16 protein-coding genes and 1 pseudogene are annotated in these 17,751 nt (G+C 54.0%); 5 read left to right on the top strand and 12 right to left on the bottom strand.

The window, feature by feature from the left end; all coding sequences use genetic code 11:
- Positions 1 to 12 precede the first annotated feature (12 nt).
- Positions 13 to 2,013 carry an ATP-binding cassette domain-containing protein gene (locus ACCD02_RS08975; protein ID WP_413300832.1) on the bottom strand — a complete coding sequence of 667 codons (2,001 nt, stop codon included), beginning with the start codon at positions 2,011 to 2,013 and terminating at the stop codon, positions 13 to 15.
- A 742-nt stretch (positions 2,014 to 2,755) separates the two neighbouring features.
- Between ACCD02_RS08975 and ACCD02_RS08970 the strand changes: the two genes are divergently transcribed.
- A complete protein-coding gene (locus ACCD02_RS08970) occupies positions 2,756 to 3,823 on the top strand; it encodes an alkene reductase (protein ID WP_413300514.1) in 1,068 nt (355 codons plus the stop codon).
- 325 nt (positions 3,824 to 4,148) lie between these two features.
- Here ACCD02_RS08970 and ACCD02_RS08965 read toward each other — a convergent pair whose 3' ends face one another.
- The 9 genes and pseudogenes from ACCD02_RS08965 to ACCD02_RS08925 all read right to left on the bottom strand — a co-directional run.
- Positions 4,149 to 4,568 (bottom strand): PhnD/SsuA/transferrin family substrate-binding protein, encoded by a 420-nt coding sequence (locus tag ACCD02_RS08965; protein ID WP_413300512.1) that lies wholly within the window; start codon positions 4,566 to 4,568, stop codon positions 4,149 to 4,151.
- Between the two features lie 35 nt (positions 4,569 to 4,603).
- Positions 4,604 to 5,932, bottom strand: coding sequence for an LLM class flavin-dependent oxidoreductase (locus ACCD02_RS08960; protein ID WP_413300510.1), 1,329 nt, complete (start codon positions 5,930 to 5,932; stop codon positions 4,604 to 4,606).
- A 36-nt stretch (positions 5,933 to 5,968) separates the two neighbouring features.
- The gene (locus ACCD02_RS08955; RefSeq protein ID WP_413300508.1) at positions 5,969 to 6,874 is read right to left on the bottom strand and encodes an ABC transporter substrate-binding protein; all 906 of its coding nucleotides are present in this window, start codon (positions 6,872 to 6,874) and stop codon (positions 5,969 to 5,971) included.
- A 49-nt stretch (positions 6,875 to 6,923) separates the two neighbouring features.
- A complete protein-coding gene (locus ACCD02_RS08950; RefSeq protein ID WP_413300506.1) occupies positions 6,924 to 7,607 on the bottom strand; it encodes an ABC transporter permease in 684 nt (227 codons plus the stop codon).
- Positions 7,607 to 8,236 carry an ABC transporter permease gene (locus tag ACCD02_RS08945; RefSeq protein ID WP_413300504.1) on the bottom strand — a complete coding sequence of 210 codons (630 nt, stop codon included), beginning with the start codon at positions 8,234 to 8,236 and terminating at the stop codon, positions 7,607 to 7,609. The genes ACCD02_RS08950 and ACCD02_RS08945 overlap by 1 nt, the downstream gene beginning before the upstream one ends.
- The gene (locus tag ACCD02_RS08940) at positions 8,233 to 9,210 is read right to left on the bottom strand and encodes an ABC transporter ATP-binding protein (protein ID WP_413300502.1); all 978 of its coding nucleotides are present in this window, start codon (positions 9,208 to 9,210) and stop codon (positions 8,233 to 8,235) included. Before ACCD02_RS08940 ends, ACCD02_RS08945 begins: the two co-directional genes overlap by 4 nt.
- An 83-nt stretch (positions 9,211 to 9,293) precedes the next feature.
- Complete coding sequence (locus ACCD02_RS08935) at positions 9,294 to 10,238, bottom strand: fatty acid desaturase (protein ID WP_413300500.1); 945 nt, start codon at positions 10,236 to 10,238, stop codon at positions 9,294 to 9,296.
- Positions 10,239 to 10,372: 134 nt separating this feature from the next.
- The gene (locus ACCD02_RS08930) at positions 10,373 to 10,615 is read right to left on the bottom strand and encodes a hypothetical protein (protein WP_413300498.1); all 243 of its coding nucleotides are present in this window, start codon (positions 10,613 to 10,615) and stop codon (positions 10,373 to 10,375) included.
- A 555-nt stretch (positions 10,616 to 11,170) separates the two neighbouring features.
- Positions 11,171 to 11,337 (bottom strand): annotated as a pseudogene (locus tag ACCD02_RS08925) (12-oxophytodienoate reductase); the annotation flags it as partial.
- A gap of 102 nt (positions 11,338 to 11,439) precedes the next feature.
- Here ACCD02_RS08925 and ACCD02_RS08920 point away from each other — a divergent pair.
- Positions 11,440 to 11,823: a winged helix-turn-helix transcriptional regulator gene (locus tag ACCD02_RS08920; RefSeq protein WP_413300496.1), complete on the top strand. Its 384-nt coding sequence runs from the start codon at positions 11,440 to 11,442 to the stop codon at positions 11,821 to 11,823.
- A gap of 116 nt (positions 11,824 to 11,939) precedes the next feature.
- Entirely contained in the window at positions 11,940 to 12,881 is a 942-nt protein-coding gene (locus ACCD02_RS08915; RefSeq protein WP_413300494.1) for a 3-hydroxyacyl-CoA dehydrogenase family protein, read from the top strand.
- A 110-nt stretch (positions 12,882 to 12,991) separates the two neighbouring features.
- Here ACCD02_RS08915 and ACCD02_RS08910 read toward each other — a convergent pair whose 3' ends face one another.
- Both ACCD02_RS08910 and ACCD02_RS08905 read right to left on the bottom strand, forming a co-directional pair.
- Positions 12,992 to 14,911: a Tat pathway signal sequence domain protein gene (locus tag ACCD02_RS08910; protein ID WP_413300492.1), complete on the bottom strand. Its 1,920-nt coding sequence runs from the start codon at positions 14,909 to 14,911 to the stop codon at positions 12,992 to 12,994.
- A 532-nt stretch (positions 14,912 to 15,443) separates the two neighbouring features.
- Entirely contained in the window at positions 15,444 to 16,022 is a 579-nt protein-coding gene (locus ACCD02_RS08905; protein ID WP_413300490.1) for a TetR/AcrR family transcriptional regulator, read from the bottom strand.
- Positions 16,023 to 16,100: 78 nt separating this feature from the next.
- Between ACCD02_RS08905 and ACCD02_RS08900 the strand changes: the two genes are divergently transcribed.
- Together ACCD02_RS08900 and ACCD02_RS08895 are read left to right on the top strand one after the other, a co-directional pair.
- Positions 16,101 to 16,985, top strand: coding sequence for an NmrA family NAD(P)-binding protein (locus tag ACCD02_RS08900; RefSeq protein WP_413300488.1), 885 nt, complete (start codon positions 16,101 to 16,103; stop codon positions 16,983 to 16,985).
- Between the two features lie 131 nt (positions 16,986 to 17,116).
- Entirely contained in the window at positions 17,117 to 17,431 is a 315-nt protein-coding gene (locus tag ACCD02_RS08895; RefSeq protein ID WP_413300486.1) for an ArsR/SmtB family transcription factor, read from the top strand.
- Positions 17,432 to 17,751 lie beyond the last annotated feature (320 nt).

The raw sequence follows: 17,751 nt of genomic DNA, 5'->3' as shown, positions 1-17,751 counted from the left end.
GTCTCACAGTTATTAGTTGTGCAGGTGATATTGCTTGCGCAAGCTCGATTGAATGATTCGGTCAGGGATCAGCGCGCACAGGACGATGGCCACTCCGGCAAGCATGCCCTCGCCGCCTTTGATATTGCGCAGCGCCGTCATCACGTCATAACCCAGGCCGCCGGCACCAATCAGGGCGGCCACGACGACCATCGACAAACTCATGACGATGGTTTGGTTGATCCCTAGCAATAGCGAGCGACGAGCGAGCGGTAGCTGTACCTTGAGCAGGGTTTGCCATGGGCTGGCCCCGTGTGCGACTGCCGCCTCTACGGCATCTTTTGGCACTTCCTGTATACCCAGCGACGTCAGGCGGATCATTGGAGCCAGCGCGAATATCACCGTTGCGATCACGGCAGGCGTCTTGCCGACGGAGAAGAACGCCACGGCAGGTATCAGGTAAACAAATGTCGGCAGCGTCTGCATGACATCCAGCAAAGGCGTGATCACCTTCCGCACCAGCGGACGCTTCGCCAGCAAAATTCCGCTGGGCACGCCAATGATGAGGGCGATCAGTACCGACGAGCCAACCAGCGCCAGGGTGGCAATGGTTCGCTCCCAAAAGCCGAACAATCCGATATACAACAATGCAGCGCTGCTAGTCAGCGCCAACCCCAGGCCAGCCGAACGCCAGGCCAACAACACCAGCGCCAACGCGCAGACGGACCAGGGCAGCCAGCCCAGTATGTTTTCGATGCCTTCGATGACCGTTCGAACGGCAACAATCACACCGACAAATGCCCCTTCTAACGTCACTTGCGACCAGCCAATAAATTGGTCGATACTTTCCGCGGCCAGCAGCAGGGCTTGTCGATTCGCCGGAAACTGCAGCAGTGCATTGCCGGTGTCTGGCGTTATGACTCGCCAAATCACCAAGGCGTGACTGACCATTAGCACTGCCAGCGGCAGCACCCAACCCAATGCGTTTTGCCGCAAGGGTTGACGACTGAGAGAGAGTGCAGTGAGTCGGCTGGCAGCAATCACAGCCACTGCCACTAATATCGCCAGCCACGAAGAATTGGCAATGCCCTGACCCAGAGTGGCCACTGCCCCTAATTCACTGGCAAACGTCAGCCAGAATAAACCGTCCTTCCCTCGGGCCGCCAAGGCTGCTGGTCCGAGCAGAAGCACTTGCCAACCGCGCAAACCGGAGGTGATGGACTGCTCACGCGGTTGCCGACCGGGCACAGCAAAACTGACACTGTCGGCACTGCGCAATAGGGAGGGCGTTGGGCTGCATTCGCGAAAGAAGTCCGCCACTTCAGCGTCAGCGGGATATTCAAGCAACTGTTCTGGTGTGCCCACCTGTACCAGCCGGCCATTGCGCAGCACGGCAATTCGGTCAGCCAGACGTATAGCTTCGGCCGGATCATGGGTAACCAGCAAGGTACTGATTCCACGCTCGCGAACCAGAGCCAGGAAATGACTTTGCAGGTCGCGGCGGATGGTCGGGTCCAGCGCACTGAACGGCTCGTCCATTAGCAAAATGTCGGGCTCCGTCACCAGCGCTCGTGCCAAACCGATACGTTGCTGCATGCCACCGGAAAGTTCATGGGGGTAATGTTCACCCCATCCGTCCAGCCCTACCGCTTGTAACTGCGATGTGGCTGCCGCATGACGAATCGGCTCGGGTACGCCGCGTAATTCCAACGGCAACGCGACGTTATCCAGCACCGTGCGATGAGGTAGCAGGCCAAAATGTTGAAACACCATGCCGACACGTCGCGACCGCAAGGTACGCAACGCCTTGGGATTCAACCCACTGATGGCTTGGCCTTCAATCAGTACTTCGCCACTCGTAGGCTCGATCAAGCGGTTGATATGCCGCAGCAACGTAGACTTGCCGCTCCCGGAAGTCCCCATCAGGCACAGAACTTCACCGCGGCGCACCTTCAAGCTGACATCGCTGACGGCGGGCAGAATCGATGAATCTTTGCGCAAATAAGCCTTGGTGACATTTCGCAGCTCCAGCATCACATCACCGTCTTCTGCGGGATCGCCGCCAGGGTGCGCAAATCCTTGAGGAGCATCGATGCGGGCAGTCGCCAAAGAGGTTTGAATGATTGTCACAGCAGCTCCGGCAATTGGCTAAGCCCCAGGCCATCACGTGAACATGCTTAGCCTGACGCAAAAAAAAGCACCCCGCTTGAAGCGCAGCACTTCCTGTCGACATAAAGCTAAACGATCTTAAAAACTATAAATAAATACTTTTTAGGAATTAGCTTAAACCCTTGGGCAACATCTTCTAACAGCCGATCACATCGCTTCATTCGTGACTTCAACGCTGTGCACCGCACATTGATTGCGTTGCACCTAAGGAACCAAGGGAAATTACCTATCAGCTGATTTTTTTGCGCTTGCGTGGATGATTTTCCTGCGAGGCCACTGTGAGCGGAAACTCGCCGACAACGTGCTCTTCGTTCATCAGCCAGCGTTTGTCGACGATTTGAGAGCCCATGCTCCGCCGATTATTTCCTTGGCTTAGGTATCCCCAAACCTACTAGGTCTACGAACAGTGCCTAATTGACGCTAGGTTTATTATTGATACCTTGTCAACTGTCCTCACTTGAGGGAATCGGCCCTTCGTTCGCGACTCTTGCCGGCGGGTTGCCGCCAGCCAATCGAGCAACCGACAGCAAGCATTTCTCTGGTCAAGCCACACTCGAGAAATCGTTAAGCGCGGGGGACATTCAATGAAATTTATTCTGAGGAAAATATGCAAAATTCTAAGCTTCTAACCCCCTTGAGCAACGAAGAACTCACTTTCAAGAATCGGGTGTTCATGGCGCCGATGACAAGAGGTCGATCCAAGGATCAGGTGGCCAATAAATTGACTGCGACGTATTACGCACAGCGCGCATCGGCCGGCCTTATTTTTACCGAAGGCACCCAGATCAGCGCCCAGGCTGTCGGCTGGACGAATACCCCCGGAATCTATACCCCTGAACAGATTGCGGGCTGGAAGACGGTAACCCAGGCAGTTCATGAAGCCGGTGGTCTCATTTTCGCCCAGCTCTGGCACACCGGGAGAGCGTCTCATCCTGATTTTCACGGTGGAGAACTTCCGGTTGCGCCATCGTCAGTTCCCTTCAATAGCCAGGCGTTCACGCCAGAAGGCATCAAGCCCTCGGTGACCCCACGCGAAATGACCATTGATGAAATCAAATCCACCATTGCAGACTACGAAAAAGCTGCACAGGCCGCGAAAGATGCGGGTTTTGACGGTGTAGAGGTGCACGGTGCCAATGGTTACCTGCCCGCGCAGTTTCTAGAAGACGGCTCAAACAAACGCACCGACGAGTATGGCGGAACGATTGAGAAGCGGGCGCGGTTCCTGCTTGAAGCCACTGACGCGGCAATCAAGGTCTTCGGACCAGCCCGTACCTCGGTCAGACTGTCGCCACGCATTCCGTACAATGACATGGGCGACTCCAATCTCGAGCAGACCTACATGTACGCGGTAGAAGCGCTGGAAAAGAAAAATGTTGGAATTCTGCATTTCATGGAGCCGGCGACCCTGCCGGAAGGCGTGAAACCCTTGGCACCCGGCGCTCGCAAGCGGTTCTCAGGGATTTTCCTGTTGAATGTTGGTTACGATCAGAAGTCTGCGGAACAGGCCCTGCAAACCGGTCTGGCCGATGCAGTCACATTTGGCACGCTGTTCATCAGCAACCCTGATCTGCCGGAACGCTTCTTCCTCGACGCGCCGCTGGCCACTGCGGATACCTCCACTTTTTACAGTGGTTCGGAAGAGGGCTATACCGACTATCCGCCGCTGGCCTAAGGGGGCGACGAGATTTAGCTGAGCCATGGCATTGAACCATCTGATCGATACCGAGCATGGCGCGATCATGGATGTCGAACCAACGCAGGCTCAGCGACCGGCCGAGTTGGCCGGCTTGGGCTATTACGACTGTATTCGCTCCAAGCGGCGGTCCTGGCACACTGCTGGGGCGGTTCAGGTGCCAGCTCGCTTGAGGAGCCGGTCCAGAGACAACGCCGCTCGGGACGACACGAACAAAAAGCCGCGATTGACCGCACTGCGCTCATATTCCAGAAGACACTCATAGTCGGCCTCACTGGCCCGCAGGACTTCCTTGATCGCGAGGTTACGGGAAACCGTTCATTGCTTTCCTGATTGAATCTGCATCCGCAACCGTTTGCCCCATCGCGGTGATGTAAGGCAAGCAGGGACTGCGCACACTTCGCCCCAGGATCCGGAGGACTTCGACCACGTCACTGTTATCTCTTGCAAGATAGTCGTAGGTGACGCTGTCGATGGAAGCCAAATCCCCCTCGCCCTCTTTCAGCCTTCGCATGCTCTCCCGGTGTGATCCGGTAAAAGTAACCTCTGAGAAAAAACCGCGGTCGCTGATCCCGGCCAGCGTGTGGCGAAACAAGTTCATTCCAGAGTTGGAATCCCCAGCCAAGCGGCACTCGCCCAGAATCTCCAGGATGCGCTCAAGCCAAGGGTTCTGCGCCTGTAAAACCCTGGCGGGAGCGAGGTACATGGATAGATCGCTGCTCATATGAAACCCTCTCGCAAGGTTGTAATTGACGCTTATCACAGCGAAAAGCGGTTGGCCGGCGTCTTCAAGCCCAAGCGGTCCCTTAGTGTCCCGGGTTCATATTCCTGGCGGAACACCCCTCTGGCTTGCAGCAGAGGCACCACGCCACGGGTGAATGATTCAAAGTCAGAGGGCAAAAAAGGAAACATGAGATTGTAGCCATCGACGGCATTCGACTCGTATAACGCTGAAAGCTTGTCGGCAATATGCTCCGCCGTTCCAATCAGTAGCCAGGTACTGGAGCTCTTGACCAACCGGCGTCCTATTTCGCGAATGGACAGGGAGGTGTCGTACTTCTTGAGCAACGCCAGCTCAGTTCGAATGCCATCAAACTCAGACTCATCCGGCAATGCCGGCAATGGGCTGTCCGGCGATAGCCCTGTCAAGTCCAGACGGGTGTAGCTGGAGACCAGATCAATCGCCACGGCATCGATAATGAGGCTGTCCTCAAGTTGCCGACGTCGCTCCTCCTCAGTCTCATCCTCAAGCACCACCGGAAGTACGCCGGTGATGATTTTCAGATCACTGGAATGCCTGCCCTTCAGCTCGAGTCGGCGATTCAAATCCGCCCTGTACGCCAGCCCCTCTTCTACTGAATTGATAAAACAGAAGTGCACGTCCGCATGGGCGGCGGCCAGATTCTTGCCCGCTTCAGAGGACCCCGCCTGGGCAAGGACCGGGTGGCCCTGAGGTGGACGCGGCACGTTAAGCGGCCCACGTACGCTGAAATGTGCACCTTTGTGATTGATCGGGTGAATTTTCGATGGATCGGCAAAGTCGCCGGTGTTCTTGTCAAACTCAAGCGCCCCCTCCTCCCAGGAGTCCCAAAGTTGCTTGACGACATGGATGAATTCCTCGGCCCGCAGATAACGATCGCCGTGTTTCGCCACGCCTGACAATCCGAAATTCGAAGCCTCTTCTTCCAGCCAGGAAGTCACGATATTCCAGCTGGCTCGCCCAGCGCTGAGGTAGTCCAGCGAAGCAAAATATCGCGCGAGGTTGAAGGGCTCGTTATAGGAGGTTGAAGCCGTGCCCATCAGCCCGATGTGCTCGGTAACCGCAGCCAATGCGGACAACAGCGTAATCGGTTCAAGGCGGGCGTTAGCATAGTGCCTCAACCCGCTGGCCACGGAGTCCCAGACTGCGACGTGATCCGCGACAAAAACCGCATCAAATTTTGCCGCCTCGGCCGCCTGCACCAGTTTTACGTAGTAACTCAGCGTCAATATCTCCTTGGTCGGTGACAACGGGTGACGCCAGGAAAAACGATGATCCCCCTGGGGGTTAAAAAAGAACAAATTCAAAATCATACTTTTATTCGACATAACGCCTCCGCGACCTTACCAAGGTCGCATTCATTTTCACTGAGCCGTCTTGACGGTATGTTCGGCAACCCACTGCGCCGCGACTTTCGCGGGATCCTTATGATCGATGTCAACAAGGCGATTGAGGTGCTTGAGGTCGCCATCGGTCAGTTTTGCAGAGACCTCGTTGAGCACCTGGGTGACTTCCGGGGTTAGCAACGCCTTACGCCCCAGTGGTGTGATGTTTTGCAGGGGCTGTTGGTGCTTGTCATCCTCGAGGACAACCCAAGGCTCTTTCGCCAGAATGCCTTGCGTGGAGACCACCGTGGCCACGTCGATAGCGCCGGAGTTCAACGCCAGCCGCGACAAGGGGCCGCCCATGTCCAGCGACTTGACGCTCTTGAAGTTGATGCCGTAGACCGCCTTCAATCCGGGCAGGCCTAGCGCAGCCGTGGCAACTTCAGGAGGCCCGCCCAGGGTGAAATCACCCGCGACAGGGGCCAGGTCGGACAAGGTGCGCAAGTTGTACTTTTCTGCAGTTTTTTTGGTGACGGCCCAAGCGGTAATGGAGCCCGCGGACGAAGGCTCAATCAGCTGGAGGTCCGCCGGCAACTTCTGTTGCAAAGCGCTGAGGATCTCCTTTTGGGTGGTTAGGGCGGTCTTGTCGTCATAGAAACTCAACAGTGACCCCAGGTATTCGGGTACGACGTCTATATCGCCGTTTTCCAGGGCCTGGGCGATGATCTGGCGGTTGCCCAGATTGAGTCGGGTCTTGACGTCTATCCCTTGATTTTTCAAGGCTGACGCGTAGATGTTCGCGAGAATCGTCTGCTCGGAAAAATTGGCCCCTCCAATGGTGATGGACTGAGCACTGGCAAACGTGCTGCCAACCACCAAGCCTAACCCCAGCAACAATGAAACCGAGTGCGCTGAGCGAGCCTTCGAACGTTGTTTGTTTTTCATGTGGGTTTGCACCTCTGCAGAGTTAATACACACTTTCAAATGCCTCATGTCATGCAGCGCTTAGTTCGATTTTCCCCGCACGCCATTTTCTAACCATGAATGTTTCTATCATTGAACAAACCCACTCACTGACAATCGCCAGTGCCGACACCATCAGTGCGCCGCCAATAATTTGCGGCGTATCATTTCGGCCCAGTCCATCAATAAGAAACCTGCCTAGCCCACCGAAGCCTGCATATGCGGCGATGGTGGCTGTTGCGATAAGTTGCACCAGGGCTGATCGGAGCCCTGAAAAGATCAGCGCAAAAGCCAGCGGTAACTCGAGCTGAAAAAACATCTGCCCTCTGCGCATGCCCATCGATCTTGCAGCCTGCTTCAGAGATGAATCCACCTGATCGATTCCAACATAGGTATTGGTTAATATCGGCGGTATGCTCATGGTCACCAATGCGATAATCACCGTGCTGGTTTCATAGCCAATAAGCATGATTGCAAGTATCACAATACCCAGAGAGGGTAATGCTCGCCCAATATTGAACAGCGCTATCGCCACCTGCGCGCCTTTGCGGTAGTTAGCCAAAAGTACGCCAAGCGGCATCGCTATTACGCAAGCAATAAGCAGACTCAAAGACACATAATAAATATGCTCTGCCAGCCGAGTCAGTATTCCGTTTTCACCCAACCAATTATCAGGAAGAGAAAACCAAAGGTAGACACCCGCGATCATGTTCATCAGCGCACCCAAGGCACCAGCCATTTATTGATTGAATAAAACAGAAAATCAAAACATAACGCCAACATCACGGTCAGAACCAGGCTGACTGCCACAGGTGTAGTGAAACTTTGAGCCAGCCCGGTAATGAACAGCTGGCCCAGTCCACCTTGGCCAATCAAGGCAGTCACCGTCACCAGCCCCACCAAAGTTACCGAGGTTGTTCGCATGCCCGCCAGTAACGCAGGCAGCGCCAGTGGAAGTTCAACCCCGAGGAATCTCTGCATGCGCGTATACCCGAGCGCACGGGCTTCCTCCAATACGTCCGCAGGGTTACTCGCAAGCCCCGCCAAGGTATTCTGTAGCACGATAAGCAAGGAATACAGGCTCAAACCAATGACCGCCGTGGTCTTGGATAACCCGGTAAAAGGCATTATCAAAATAAACAGTGCCAGGGACGGAATGGTAAAGAGTATGCCGCAGACATAAATCATAGGCCGCGCCAAACCCGGCTGCCACAACGTCAAGAGCACCATTGCGCCCGCTAACAGCACGCCTATGCACAAGCCCAGGGTCACCAACTGAATATGATCAAATAATAGCTGGCCAATCTGCTGCCAGTTTTCAACGATCCAGGACCAGTCAATCATTGCGCATTTCCGAAGCGACGCTCATTGAGCGCGCTGTGAAGGCTGGCAATCGAGAGGCAACCTTCGTAACCGCCCGCCTCGTCTACGCGAACAACCACACCAATCGGCGCCGTCAGAATTTTAACCAGTGCGTGATGCAGCGAGTCGTTACTCGACACCGTTGTCAGTTCCGGAACAGGCACGTCTGATTCACTGACCCACTTCAACGGGTTGGACTTGTCATCCAGCAGCAGTTTGAACTCACAACTGACCTCATCCGCCGGAAGATCAGAAACCTTCATCAACGAAAGCCTTTTTAATAGCGGATCTTTGCCGATAAAGTTCTTCACAAACTCGCTGGCAGGATGGGCAAGGATTGTGTGAGGTGTATCGAACTGAGCAAGCCTTCCTTCGCCCTCGAAGATGGCAATCCGATCGCCAATCTTGATGGCCTCCTCCATATCATGGGTCACCAAAATAATGGTTTTATGCAAACGTCTCTGAAGCGCAACCAGTTCATCCTGCAGTCGCTCACGTATCACCGGATCAAGCGCGGCAAAGGGTTCGTCCATCAATACAACCGGCGGGTCCGAGGCCAACGCCCTCGCCAGAGCGACACGACTTTGCTGCCCGCCCGACAGCTGATTAGGGTAGCGCTGAAGAAATTCTGGCTGAAGCCCAACCAGGGAGATGAGCTCGCTCACGCGCTGGCGGATTTTATGTTTGCTCCAGCCCAGGAGTCGCGGTACTGCGCCAATATTTTCGGCAACCGTCTGGTGGGGAAATAAGGCCGCGCTCTGCATCATGAACCCAATGCCACGGCGTAACGTAACGACGTCAAGCTCATCGGTTGCCACGCCGTTGACAAAGATGCGGCCACTGTCCTGGGTATCCAGCCTGTTGATCATTCGCAAAATGGTGGTTTTGCCACACCCACTAGGCCCGACAAATACACAGATCTCACCCTCCCGGACGTGAAGCGTTAAATCGCTCACGGCAGTTCGCGGGCTGCCTTTATGAGTTTTCTTTATGGCTTCAAAACGTATCATTTTCCGACGCTCAGATTAGCTTGCATATTTCAGTGCTCGACTGGATAGCGAGGACAGTCCACCGGACTGACCAGATGTTTCTTCAATAACGAGAAGTAGCCATCAATGACATAGCCATCGTTTCGCGCAATCCATTGCTCACGCCTGGCTCTATACACCCGGGGCAAGTAAAACCAGGGCAGACCGGGAAGATCGTGATGAACCAAGTGAAGATTGAGGTTAAGAAACAGCCAACTCAACAACCCTGACGATTCATTGATAACCGTGCGGTGTTCCGGAAGCGTTGACGGACGATGTTCGTAAAATGACCTTATCATGGCAATCGACAAGGCCGGCAGCGAAACCAGGAATACGTACTGTATGGCACTGATGGCGCTGTATTGCTCAACCAAGGCCAGCACTACGCCAACACTTAGTAGATGAGCAACCCACATCCGCCAAGCGATTCGCCCGGTGAGAAATAGCCCTCCGATCTCACTGCCCACGAGGGTTATCACCGCCAACGGCGCGCCCATAAGCAAACGACCACCCACGGTCTTGTTTACCCACAACATCGTTCTGACACACCGAGGCGATCGCAACCAAAAAGCACCAGTGACATAACGACTTTCAGGATCTTGACCCGGCACCGTCAACACCTCGTCGTGGTGATGCGCCAAGTGTGTGTCCCTATAAATGTCGTAGGGGTACCACACGGCAAATGGCAGAAATCCCAAGGCTTTATTTATGCCGGGCCAGCGTGTTGGATGACCGTGGATAAGCTCATGCTGAATCGACATCCAGAGCACAACCAGTGGAATCAACAGGACAAGGCTGAATACATCGCCAAGTAAGTCCCCATGAAAAATAATAAACGTCCAGGACAGATAGAACCCGACCAACAAAAGCCAGGTGGGCCATTCAGTTTTACTGGTTACGGTAGTGCTCAGCTTAACGATTTCAGCTCGATGAGCTTCATCCAAATAGTTTGGCATGGTTGTCAGTCGTGATAGATCTTGCTCGGAACAGGCGCCCAATCACTCACACTTCAAGCTGCAACCCCATACACCGGGAATTACCTGAAGATGATTGGCTGGACTAACGGTATGGAAGCGCCAACAGTGATGATTCACATGGCGTAGAGAAGAAACGCCAAGCCTTCGCTGATTGCACTGCAGGCTTCGCTGTTGGCCTGACAAGGGAGAGGTTTGCCGGTAACGAATGGAGCGGCAGCTGAGGAAAAAGGACTGATATGGATATTGCCGGCGTGAGAAATCGCTGCTTGGGCGCCGTCATGCGACAGAGCCTCAAGGCTGATTTGGAAGATTCGGGCGCCGGACATAGTCGTACCATAACTAATAGGATTGAACATATCCGGCGGTCCGGTGACAGGAATGTAGCATGGTGATTAATATGATCAAGGAATATATTTCATTATGCTTATTCCATAAATGAATAAGCATAAACGTGTATCCACTCCTTTCTCGGCTACTTAAGCGGCAAGCCTTTCCCTTTCTCCATGGGCGCGTAGATTTCCCATTACCGGTCGCCACCCGGCCTGCGGGCATCTACGATTCGCACGTAGACGCCCGCACCCCACTGTAATTCAGTCCAACTCCGAGGGATGTCGAGTTGTCGTAACAGAGCAGTCGTTGAAACAGTGAGAGCTGCGATCAACAACCGATTACGACTCAAGCTCGCAAAATCCGAGACTCGCCCTCTGATTCCTTCAGGTTAAAACCTTCGTGGCACAACACTCCCCACTCAGGCGAAAAGGCTCAAACCAATTCGGCTAAAGATGCTGGATTGAAGCCCTTCAGATGCGCGTAATCGCCGTTTTCCACTTTGGCGACCCAATCCTGGTCACTCAGCAGAACGTGCCCAACCGAACCGACGCTAATGGTTGTGGCTCCAGTCACCTTCTTGGCCCAGCCCGCCCCTCTGCCCGCCGCCGATAATAGGCGGCGCTTCCTTCGCCAGGAATGCCCTCGGGCGAAAATTGCCTGGTCATCGGCGCCATGACAATCCGGTTTTTCAGTTCAAGCGACCGGAGGGAAAAGGACGAAATAAAATGCTGGTATCAGGGTTTGCCATTGAATGGACTCCATTTGCTTTCGGAGGCTATATAAGTATATTTTGTAGACCAAATGTAAATTAGGCACCTAGAGTCGCCTAGGTATACGTGAGGAAACTTCGATGCTGGAATTAAAGCCGCAATGTTTTTCGTCGGACTGTCCTAGCCGGGCGCTGTTTGACCAAATCGCAGATAAGTGGTCGATGATGGTTCTGGCAGTGCTTGACGACGGGCCGCATCGCTTTAACGCCATCAGACGCCGCCTTCAGGGTGTCACTCAAAAGGCACTTACACAGTGCCTGAGGCGACTGGAACGAAATGGTCTGGTCTCGCGCCAGGTCATCTCGTTCTCGCCCGTGGCAGTCCAGTATGAGATCACGCAACTTGGTCGAACACTGCAGCAGCCATTTCGCGAATTGCATAGATGGACGCTGGATAAATTGCCCGAGGTTGAAGCGTCCCGGTTGAAGTTTGACGAGGCTGCACAAGTAAACCTGACGGAATGATTTTTTATTCATTGGCCGCCACTGGGCACCTGCAACGCATCCTTGCAAAGCGGATGAAAGGTCTTGACGGTCAAAATGCAGCGCTAACATCGGCATAAAAATAAGGAATCAACAATATGGACACTTCCACCAAAACCGCCTTCGCGTCTACTGCAATTTTGGGGGCCGGCCTGATGGGGGTTGGAATAGCGCTGCACCTTGCCCGTCACGGGCACCAGGTCAGGTTATACGACCCGCAAGTTGAGCGGTTGGCGGAGATTGCGACGGTAGCCAGCGTCATCCTCAGCGAATTGGTAGCTGCCGACCAATTCGACGAAGCTCAAAGGGACGTAACCTTGTCGCGTCTTATACCAGTCAGCACGCTGACGGCATTGGCAGATGTGGATCTACTCATCGAGGCGGTACCCGAGCGTCTACCACTCAAGCAATCCCTTTATCGGGAGCTGGAAGGCATCGTCCGCGCGGACTGTGTGTTCGCCAGTAATACCAGCGGTTTTCCGCCGGACAGTCTTGCAGAAGGTTTGAAGCATCCGGAGCGGCTGTTCATCGCGCACTTCTGGAATCCTCCGCATTTTATTCCGTTAGTGGAATTGGTGCCCGGTACAGCTACCGATCCGCACCTTGTCGAAAAAGTGCGTGTGATGCTTGAGGCGATGGATCTGGAAGCTGTCGTACTGGAGAGAGCGGCGCCGGGCTTTATTGGAAATCGTCTTCAATTTGCCCTGTTGAGGGAAGCACTGCATATCGTCCAGAGTGGTATCGCCGATGCGGATACAGTGGATCGGGTCATGCGGGCGTCACTGGGCCGGCGCTACGCAATGGTTGGCCCGCTAGAGGCTGCCGATATGGCCGGACTGGATACCTTCGTAGACATATCTACCCACCTGATGCCGCAATTAGCCCAAGGTACCGAAGTCATCGAGCTGCTCAGGGAAAAAGTGGCCGCGGGCAATACCGGTCTGCGCAGCGGGCAAGGGTTCTATCACTGGGGTGAAGAGCGCCGCGAACGGCTGCTGAACCGGCGCGGACACCAGCTACGGCATGCTCTCAAACCCTGAACCTATCGAGCAGCAGCATCACTGCGAAACAAGCCCGGCTAACCGATTGCATGTTACCCGCAGCACCAATGGCCCAAGACCGAATTCATGAGAAATCGCCTGGGTATTTCCTACTCCACTATTACTCGCACTCTTGCCAGATTCCCGACCCGCGTAAACTCCGTCGTGGCGTCCCCCTCACGCTGGACGGTAGCGCGGAGCACGGGATAGTAGGTACCAGGTTCCGAGTAAATGAGTGTCTTATGTACCGCGAGCGTTTCTGACGGCTGATGAGGAAGTGGAGCGTCTAGAAAATCATCGCTACCCGTCTGGCTCCATTCTGTTTTCACAATTTTGCCGGCAGATGCCGGGACGGTAATGTCACCAAGCAGCGTGACGGGCTCTCCGACTTTGGCAATGACTCTCTCACCGCTCCTGGACGTGAGCTTCACGACAGGCTGGATGCCTTGCCTTGCTGATGCGTCTGCGGGTAATGAGACCTGGCCGTTATTGAGCGCATACTGAGTGGAGCGAGGCGGCGCTATACCGTCTTCCACCCAGGCACTTACGTCCCTGACGGCTTGTTCGAGGATGCCGTTGTAATCGATGAGTCTCACAAACTGATTGTCAGCCGCGCCCGAGGCAACAACGCTGCCATCCAGATGGTCTGCATTATCGTTCAACCAGATCCGCACCTTCGCGTCGTACTGATTCCCCTCTCCTGCCTTCAATCGCTGGCCATACCAGTCGGCATCCCAAGGGTAGGCGTCGACATCAAGTGCGTTGGCTATGAGTATCATCTTGCTGTTTATCTTGCCGGTGAAGCTACCACCTCCGCTGACACCTGCGCTGATTATTGAGCCTACGTCTCGGGGGCGTTGCGGGTAGCGCGGTGAACCGTCTGCATTGCGAAACTGATCCCACACAGCAAATCCACCAGAAACCGGTATCTGGTGCCGATGGTAGGAGGTCAACGCAATTGCCCAGCGATTATCGACACGAACCTGGGTTCCATTTTTCAGAGTGTTGAGCATATCGGCTTGGTTTTGCGCGGACAGCGTAATGACTCCGTGGCCAGCATCCAACGACCCTAGCAATTTTCGATTGCCCCCCTCTGCTCCTTCGAGGGTAAAGTCCAACCAAGAGCTGTTTTTCACGTGCGACAGCCCGGCCAGGTGCAAGCGTAATGGCTTACCAGCTGAGTCACGATCTATCTGTTGAACCGACACTACGCGATCAATTTTCGCCCTTCGGACAAGATTGCCCAGAGTGGATTGCTCAGTACCCAGGTAGCCAGGTTTGCTCCAGAAGTCATCTGCATAACCGGGATCAATGCCTTTGACCGAACTGGCAAATCCCAGTAAACCCTGCGGGTCGTTGAGACCCAGGATGTACGGGTAATTATCCCAACCGCGCAGGGGCACACCCATTGCCGTGACCTCCGCAAGAATCGAAGCCTGCGTGGCGTCAAGTGCTGCAAAAGGATCGCCGCTACCTCCTGGTCGCATAGCGTCGGCAATGTGTGACGCCTTATCCTCGAGTACAAGACGTGCGAAAGCACGTACAAAAAAATTGGTTGGAATCGATGTTGGAACGCCAATGACGAATGGGACGGCACCATCCCATACCCCCGACGAGTTCTCAGCCGCAGCGATGGTCAGATAAGACCCGCCGCTGCCACCATAGATATAGCCGTGGATCTGAGAAGCGGACAATCCATAGTATTCCCCGGCAATCACCTTCGAGAACTTTGCAGCCGCAGCGTTGGCTCGATAGCCAGAGGGCGAAACAGTATCCACGGTATACGCACCGCTTTCGGCACCAAATTTGATTACCCGGTCCGGAACGCTACCGTCTCCCAAAGGATAAACCTTGTGGAAGAAACGCCCCTTCCATTGGGCTTTCGGCGGGAAGAAAAAGCTGAACTTTACATCAGTGCCTTCGAAGTGCCCGGAAACGCGATGCGTCAGAACAGGGCTTTTCAAATCTTCCTGGCTATCTATTACCGGGCGGTCGAACTGCGGATCGACGCAGTCTTGAGTAATGAACATTATCCCGCCCGGTGGCGTTTCACATGACGGGGATTGAGACGCGGCCGAAGCTATAGTCGCCAGCCCACCAAGCGACACCGCAAGTACCAGGCATCTGCAAGCAACGAACTTCTTATTGAAACCGTGACCGCGATGGAAATCTGTGCCAGGTGGAGCAGCCACTAGAGTCAGTTTTTTAGCGTTGTTCATAATGGCTGTGAAATTCCTTGAGGAGCTTCAATGGCGGCAGACCGACACTGCTGGGTAAGTTTTTGAGTCGCTTGAAGGGTGAGATTGCTTCGGTTGGGGCTCTCATTTCCAGCTTGAGAAGCGTGACTTGCTCTACCAGACGCTCACCTGCGCCTGGACAGAGCCTTAGTACCTTCCAGTTTTGATATGTTCAATGATCCCGGCAGAATTCAGCCGCGCACTAGACTTGAGTGGCATCTCATTGTTTTTTAGAAGCTGCCAAGTGGCAAATTATTTTACCAAAAATACCTTACATACCCTCGCCAAGCGCTAAAAATTATGCGCAACCATAATTTAATTTATGTCACTGAGACCACGTCAACATTGCAACGTCAATGAGGCGGTCAAGTGTCTCGCCAGTCGCACCGACCGAAGGCAAATTTACGATAGCCTGCAATACGCCAAAGTAATACCAGGCCATTAGATCCAAATCGACATGTTGCTCGATCTCACTATCCATTTGCCCACGCGTCAAAATATCCAAAAACACCTGCCGCTGCTGGCAAGCGGCCGCGTTTGCTGCGCTCTTGCCTTCGGCAGTAAGGTCTTCTTGCTCAACGTTGCTACGGGATATCAGGCAACCCGAAGGGCGCTTTGCGTCAGATGCCTTAGGAAGAAACTCCCGTAGCAGTGCTTCTATGCTCGCCTTGGAGGTCTGTGCTCGGGTCGATCTCATTCGCGTTAATACACGGTCGGTATATAGCTGAAGAGACTCGTTGAAGAGCCCGTCCTTATCATGGAACCGCTGGTATAGGCTTGATCGAGACAACCCCGTTGCTTCGGTCAGATCGCTAACCGATGCATTTGCATACCCATGACGCCAGAAAACAGCCATCGCCGCCTTTAGGACTGCACTTTCGTCATATTGCGGTTTACCGCTCATAAATCCTCCGTTGACAACATGGAACGATCAGACCAAGATTGTTGGACCGATCGTTCCATCGTATAGGAAAATTTTTTAATGCTCAATCAATCTGCTAATCGGACGCAACCGCTGAGCATCGCCGTTGCCGGCTCCACAGGCCGCGTAGGCAGGCGATTGATCAGTCAGTTAGCGCAAGACCCGGTCACCGTACTGGCGCTCACACGACAAAAATCATCCATGGCCCTTGCGCAAGGGGTGGCCTGCGCCGAGTTGGATTTTGATCAGCCGTCAACGCTCAGAAAAGCGCTTGTGGGTGTGGAGAAACTGTTCATTGCTCACGGTACTTCACCACAACAGGTCGCCAACGAGATTGCCCTCATTGACGCTGCCGTAGAGACGGGCGTGCGGCACATCGTAAAGCTTTCGGTTATGGGACCATCGACCCCTATCAATCCATTTGCCTGGCATTCAGTGATAGAAGCACATCTGGGTCAACAGCCTATAGCCTCTACCGTATTGAGACCTACCACGTTCATGGACGTACTCAAGCGTGCTGGCAACGCTGTTGCAGCGGGCACTTGGGCTGGCTGCGCAGGCGATGGACGTGTAAATCTGATAGACAGTCGAGATGTAGCGGACTCGGCGCGCATGGCACTACTGGAGGAGGTAGCGGAAGGCTCACAACGTGCGTATCACCTGACAGGGCCGCGAAACTGGACAATGCCGCAAGTTGCCGAAGAATTATCCACTCTGTTAGGCCATACAGTCGCCTATACCCACCGGTCTCCAGTCGCACAGTATTCAGCGTTAGTTGCCGATGGACTCTCCCCGTTTGTAGCTGAGATTCTCATGGGGCTTGATCGCATCATCCATAATTCCATACTGACAGAACGAACCTTTACCGTGGAGGATCTAACCGGTACTCCACCGCGTTCGCTGTCCGCCTGGCTCCGTGACAACCTTGATGTCTTCAAGAAATAGGAGTTGCCGATCATTGGAAGCCAACCATTGCCCGCTCTCGCAAGCCCATACTATTTAATAGAGCAACTGTAATCGAAGTACTGATGTAGCAGACGCACAACTTTTAGACCTTAAACTATAGGTTGCTATTCATGAGAGCATTCAAACATCCGGAAGCCAGGGAGTTCGTTCTTGAGCGTGTTCTCTATGCGTTAAGCGACCCTGTGCGCATGGAGATCATTCACCATCTTGCTGGGGTGACTGAAGCAACCTGTGGGGAGTTAGACGGCGGCCGACCTAAATCAAGCGCTTCTCACCACTTCAGAGTTCTACGTGATGCGGGCTTGATGCGCACGCGCAGCGTTGGTGCAACCCATATGAACTCTCTTCGTAAAGACGAGCTTGAAGTCCGCTTTCCAGGGCTGCTTGACTCCATACTCAGTCATTTCCCTTCGCCGGGCTTATAGCTTGCGATAGCCACTCTGTGAGCTACAAAGACGCCCCTTCGAAAGATGACACAGCGCAGATGAAGGCGGTTAGCTTCGCACTGGCCATTTCTCAGCGAAAATTAGCTGCCTGCAGAACGCGCGCAGGCGAACGGTGCCCCCTTAGTATACTTAAACCTATCAAGGTCGCTTTGAGTGCCTGATCGATAATAGTTTTTTTCGCTATATCATTTTGTCGTTAAAAATTGAAAGCATCACCTTACGTCTTGGCACGACTCCTGGCGACTGACGAAAACAGCCTTATTCAATTCGTTGTTGGCTAGCGCAACCGCAGCAGACGT

Origin of the sequence: Pseudomonas sp. Pseusp88, from assembly GCF_047303955.1 — a bacterium.
GTDB lineage: Bacteria > Pseudomonadota > Gammaproteobacteria > Pseudomonadales > Pseudomonadaceae > Aquipseudomonas.
This window is presented reverse-complemented; position numbering and strand designations above follow the sequence as displayed.

Coding starts and splice junctions, on each gene's coding strand:
- ACCD02_RS08970 (WP_413300514.1), top strand. CDS start 2,756: ATGCAAAATTCTAAGCTTCTAACCCCCTTGAGCAACGAAGAACTCACT.
- ACCD02_RS08935 (WP_413300500.1), bottom strand. CDS start 10,238: ATGCCAAACTATTTGGATGAAGCTCATCGAGCTGAAATCGTTAAGCTG.
- ACCD02_RS08920 (WP_413300496.1), top strand. CDS start 11,440: ATGCTGGAATTAAAGCCGCAATGTTTTTCGTCGGACTGTCCTAGCCGG.
- ACCD02_RS08945 (WP_413300504.1), bottom strand. CDS start 8,236: ATGATTGACTGGTCCTGGATCGTTGAAAACTGGCAGCAGATTGGCCAG.
- ACCD02_RS08975 (WP_413300832.1), bottom strand. CDS start 2,013: ATGCTGGAGCTGCGAAATGTCACCAAGGCTTATTTGCGCAAAGATTCA.
- ACCD02_RS08895 (WP_413300486.1), top strand. CDS start 17,117: ATGAGAGCATTCAAACATCCGGAAGCCAGGGAGTTCGTTCTTGAGCGT.
- ACCD02_RS08965 (WP_413300512.1), bottom strand. CDS start 4,568: ATGAGCAGCGATCTATCCATGTACCTCGCTCCCGCCAGGGTTTTACAG.
- ACCD02_RS08910 (WP_413300492.1), bottom strand. CDS start 14,911: ATGTTCATTACTCAAGACTGCGTCGATCCGCAGTTCGACCGCCCGGTA.
- ACCD02_RS08915 (WP_413300494.1), top strand. CDS start 11,940: ATGGACACTTCCACCAAAACCGCCTTCGCGTCTACTGCAATTTTGGGG.
- ACCD02_RS08955 (WP_413300508.1), bottom strand. CDS start 6,874: ATGAAAAACAAACAACGTTCGAAGGCTCGCTCAGCGCACTCGGTTTCA.
- ACCD02_RS08930 (WP_413300498.1), bottom strand. CDS start 10,615: ATGTTCAATCCTATTAGTTATGGTACGACTATGTCCGGCGCCCGAATC.
- ACCD02_RS08900 (WP_413300488.1), top strand. CDS start 16,101: ATGCTCAATCAATCTGCTAATCGGACGCAACCGCTGAGCATCGCCGTT.
- ACCD02_RS08905 (WP_413300490.1), bottom strand. CDS start 16,022: ATGAGCGGTAAACCGCAATATGACGAAAGTGCAGTCCTAAAGGCGGCG.
- ACCD02_RS08950 (WP_413300506.1), bottom strand. CDS start 7,607: ATGAACATGATCGCGGGTGTCTACCTTTGGTTTTCTCTTCCTGATAAT.
- ACCD02_RS08960 (WP_413300510.1), bottom strand. CDS start 5,932: ATGTCGAATAAAAGTATGATTTTGAATTTGTTCTTTTTTAACCCCCAG.